The sequence below is a fragment of the Pseudanabaena sp. 'Roaring Creek' genome (assembly GCF_001402795.1).
Lineage (GTDB): Bacteria > Cyanobacteriota > Cyanobacteriia > Pseudanabaenales > Pseudanabaenaceae > Pseudanabaena.
On the sequence record NZ_LIRE01000480.1, the window covers coordinates 1 to 3339 of the forward strand.

Below are 3339 nucleotides of genomic sequence, written 5' to 3' on the forward strand. Positions count from 1 at the left end.
GTTTCAATCCCTAGAAGGGTTTTAGATGGTTTGAAGCCGCCCGCGTTTAGAAACTATATGATATTTAGTTTTCAAGGTACAGTTGCGCGAACGATCGCAATTGTAGCAGATTTGGGCTGATTGAAGCGAATTGAGATCTTGTAGTAAACATCGGAAATCTAGATGTAGCAAAGCAATCAGGACTTGCGCGAACCGAACAACTCGCCCGATCACCTCCAAATTTATACTAGTTAACGGATTTATTACCAACAATTGCATATATTCCTCAAAAACACCCAACGACTCGCGCAAACCATGAACTAAAAATTAAGCGAAAAATATTGTGTCGTCTCGTACCTGCTCGCCACCGATGCGTTCTATTTTAGGCTGACAGCAACCACATAGGAAGTAAAAGCGAATGCTATCTTCGCTAGGCTTAATCAACTTACTCAAGCGCGATCGCAACTTTGCATATTGAGCATCGGTTAATTCGCACTCAAAGACACTAAATTGCATCCATTGCCCATAGGACTTGAGGATCTTATGAATCTTAGTACGGCGGTTGTCTTCAGGAATATCGTAGGAGATGACTATGAACATAACTTACTTCAAAACTAACGGCGGATACTTATCCGTTTCATCCATTAGATACTTAGCTAGCAATCTTGCCTGAAGCTCAAAAGCCTCTTGGTAAGTACATTGACGACCCATAACAGGATGCTTAAATTGTGATTGTTTCTTCTGCTCGTACAGCGTCAAAAATACTTTTCTTGCCTCATTAGATAGAGAGATCGCCTTGCTAAGTGGCTCAAAAGTAAAATCCTTAGGCGCGATCGCTTTGCGATTTATTGCCGACAGCACGATCGCATCGACAATCAAGGGGCGAAACTCCTCCATTAGGTCGAGGGCAAGACTAGGACGACCGTAGCGCTCGGTATGCAAATAGCCCAAATAAGGATCGAAACCGACAATATTGAGCGCCCCTTGAATATCGTGGCGCAATAGGGAATAGCCAAAACTTAACATCGCATTTACGGGATCGATAGGTGGTCGGCGATTGCGGGTCGTGAAGCTAAACCCATCGGCGCGAATTAATTTGGGAAAAGCTTGCCAATAGACAGCACTACCATGCCCCTCCACACCACGCAAACTCGCGATCGCCTTAATCGCAGCCAGCGAATCGATCGCTCGTTCGAGATCGTCAATTGCTTTCTGTAAGTCATTATCGGGATAATCCCGCAGATGCCGCATTAATGACGCACGATAATTTTTTAACTTGCCGCGCACAAAGGCTTGAACCATATGGATCGCTTTCGGAGTTTCCCCTGCTGCATCCCACTGCGATCGCCTTACAAAAATGTTTTTGGTTAACTCAGGTTCCAAACGACCGAGAAAGCGCCCCGTTCCAGTCATGAATGACATTGGAATTTTTCGCTCTAGTAGTTCCATTACTGCCGCAGGGGAAATCGTGGCGCGACCGAGGATTACCAGTCCATCGATTTTAATCAATGGCACATCTAGAATTTGCTTTTTCTCCGCCTTTACCGTCAAACGTTCATCGGTCTTGCCAATAAACGAGTCATCCTGACTTACATAAACCGTTCCCATTATTTTAAGCTCCTTCCTTATATTTGCTTACCTTTTCCTTCGCCATTGGCACGCACTGAGTGAACAGGCTGCAACCTTTGCAACGATTGCCATAGATTGCAGGAGGCATTTTGCCAGTATCCATCATTTGCGAAATTTCAACAATTGCCGCGATCGCTTCTTTTCGTAACTCAGATGTAATCTTGACTTCTTGTCTTTGGTGCGTCTGAGCGTAATAAATATAACCCCTAGTAATGCTTTTACCCGTCATCTCTTCTAAACTGAGCACCTGACCGACTACCTGCATCGCGTCGTTATCCCACTCGCCCTTATGTCCGCGTTTATATTCAATGGGATAGAGACTGCCATCAACTTCCTCAATCAAATCAGATTTGCCGATCAATCCGTATTGTTCTGACTTTAGCCAGATTGCCCTGATTTGCCAAGTTTCCTCCCGTTGATTTTCGCCAACCGTATGCACCCGTTGATGCAGATCGGTTCCTTCAATCGTGTAATGATTCTCGACAAACTCTCCCGCACAAAACATTCGCCAGCAACGATGGGGGCAGTAGGCATATTGATTTAAAGCGGCAATGGGGATTGGTTCATTCATACTCGTCTTCCCATCCCCATCCCCATCGTCGTCTTTCTCCCAATTCCTGCAAACATCGCAAAGTCGGCTAGAGCATTAATCTGTTTGACGATCTCTGGCGAAGCATCACCGAGAATCCGATAGCCGATCTCTCCAACACAGCCGATAAAGGTGTGGGTATCATAGTTTTTGACTACTTCTGTTTTGATGTCAAAACGACTGGGAAAGATATATTCGATAATTTCAGAATTGATTTGGATGTCGCTGTAGGTATTCCAACGATCGCATAGGCTATTAAATACGTTGTCGCGGGTGGGTAATGGCGAATCGTATTTGCCTTGACGGAAGGCGGTGGGGGTGGCGAGATGAAAGGCGATCGTTTTTTCGCTATCTGAGGCGCGATCGTAGATTTGTTGATAGGTGGCGAAGTTTGACCAAGGTTGGCTCGATTGAGGCGTGCCGAGGATACCAGTGATATAGAGGTCGGCGGAACCGAGATGAAAAGCGCGATCGGGATTGAGATTTAGCCAAAGCCCTGTGAGTTTGCTAAAGAGAACTTCATCTAACAGAGAGATGCGCCACCAGCAGGGGGTTGAAGTGGGAATTTCTTGATGATGCCAAGAGAGGCTTTTAGCTTTTAGCTGTTGGTTGTTAGCTTGTTTTAGTTTGGGTTTATTCTTATCTGAACTAATCGCTAACCGCCAATCGCTAATCGCCAATTGCTGAATCGGACTCAACCCAAATCCTTTATTGGCTTTTTCACCATGCAGGCGATCGCCTAATTCTTTATCAACAGAACTAACTAAGGTCAAAAAAAGTGCGTGAATATGTCGTCCTGTTAGATATTCAGGATAAATTGGCGTTTTCGGCATAAAATTAACAACTAAACTATGAGGCATAATTTTTTGTTTTTTGAATAAATGTTTAAAATACAAGCGTTAAGCAAGGAAAAAGCAAAAAGGTAAAAGTAAAAAATAGTTACCAATCACCTATTACCAATCACCAAAAAATATGGGTAGTCCTAAAAAGGAAAGGATCTATGTAAAGCTCTTAGGGCAAAGGTTTTATCGAATACCGAAAAATTAAAGTCCTTAAGTATCTTGGCTGTTTAGGCATTATTTCAACTGAATAAACCAATTCTGGACGAATTTATAACTCACCTTACGCAGAAGTCTAAAAAG

At 43.7% G+C, this 3339-nt stretch carries 4 protein-coding genes; all 4 read right to left on the minus strand.

Going from position 1 to position 3339, the window contains the following annotated elements; genetic code table 11:
• Positions 1 to 306: 306 nt before the first annotated feature.
• The 4 genes from cas2 to cas6 are packed head-to-tail and all read right to left on the minus strand — an operon-like array spanning position 307 to position 3057.
• Entirely contained in the window at positions 307 to 579 is a 273-nt protein-coding gene (gene cas2 / locus AC805_RS15180) for a CRISPR-associated endonuclease Cas2 (RefSeq protein ID WP_009626748.1), read from the minus strand.
• Between the two features lie 3 nt (positions 580 to 582).
• Positions 583 to 1587, minus strand: coding sequence for a type I-D CRISPR-associated endonuclease Cas1d (gene cas1d, locus AC805_RS15185; RefSeq protein WP_055076201.1), 1005 nt, complete (start codon positions 1585 to 1587; stop codon positions 583 to 585).
• 4 nt (positions 1588 to 1591) lie between these two features.
• Positions 1592 to 2179 (minus strand): CRISPR-associated protein Cas4, encoded by a 588-nt coding sequence (cas4, locus tag AC805_RS15190; RefSeq protein ID WP_055076202.1) that lies wholly within the window; start codon positions 2177 to 2179, stop codon positions 1592 to 1594.
• Positions 2176 to 3057 carry a CRISPR-associated endoribonuclease Cas6 gene (cas6, locus tag AC805_RS15195; protein WP_055076203.1) on the minus strand — a complete coding sequence of 294 codons (882 nt, stop codon included), beginning with the start codon at positions 3055 to 3057 and terminating at the stop codon, positions 2176 to 2178. Before cas6 ends, cas4 begins: the two co-directional genes overlap by 4 nt.
• Between the last annotated feature and the right edge of the window lie 282 nt (positions 3058 to 3339).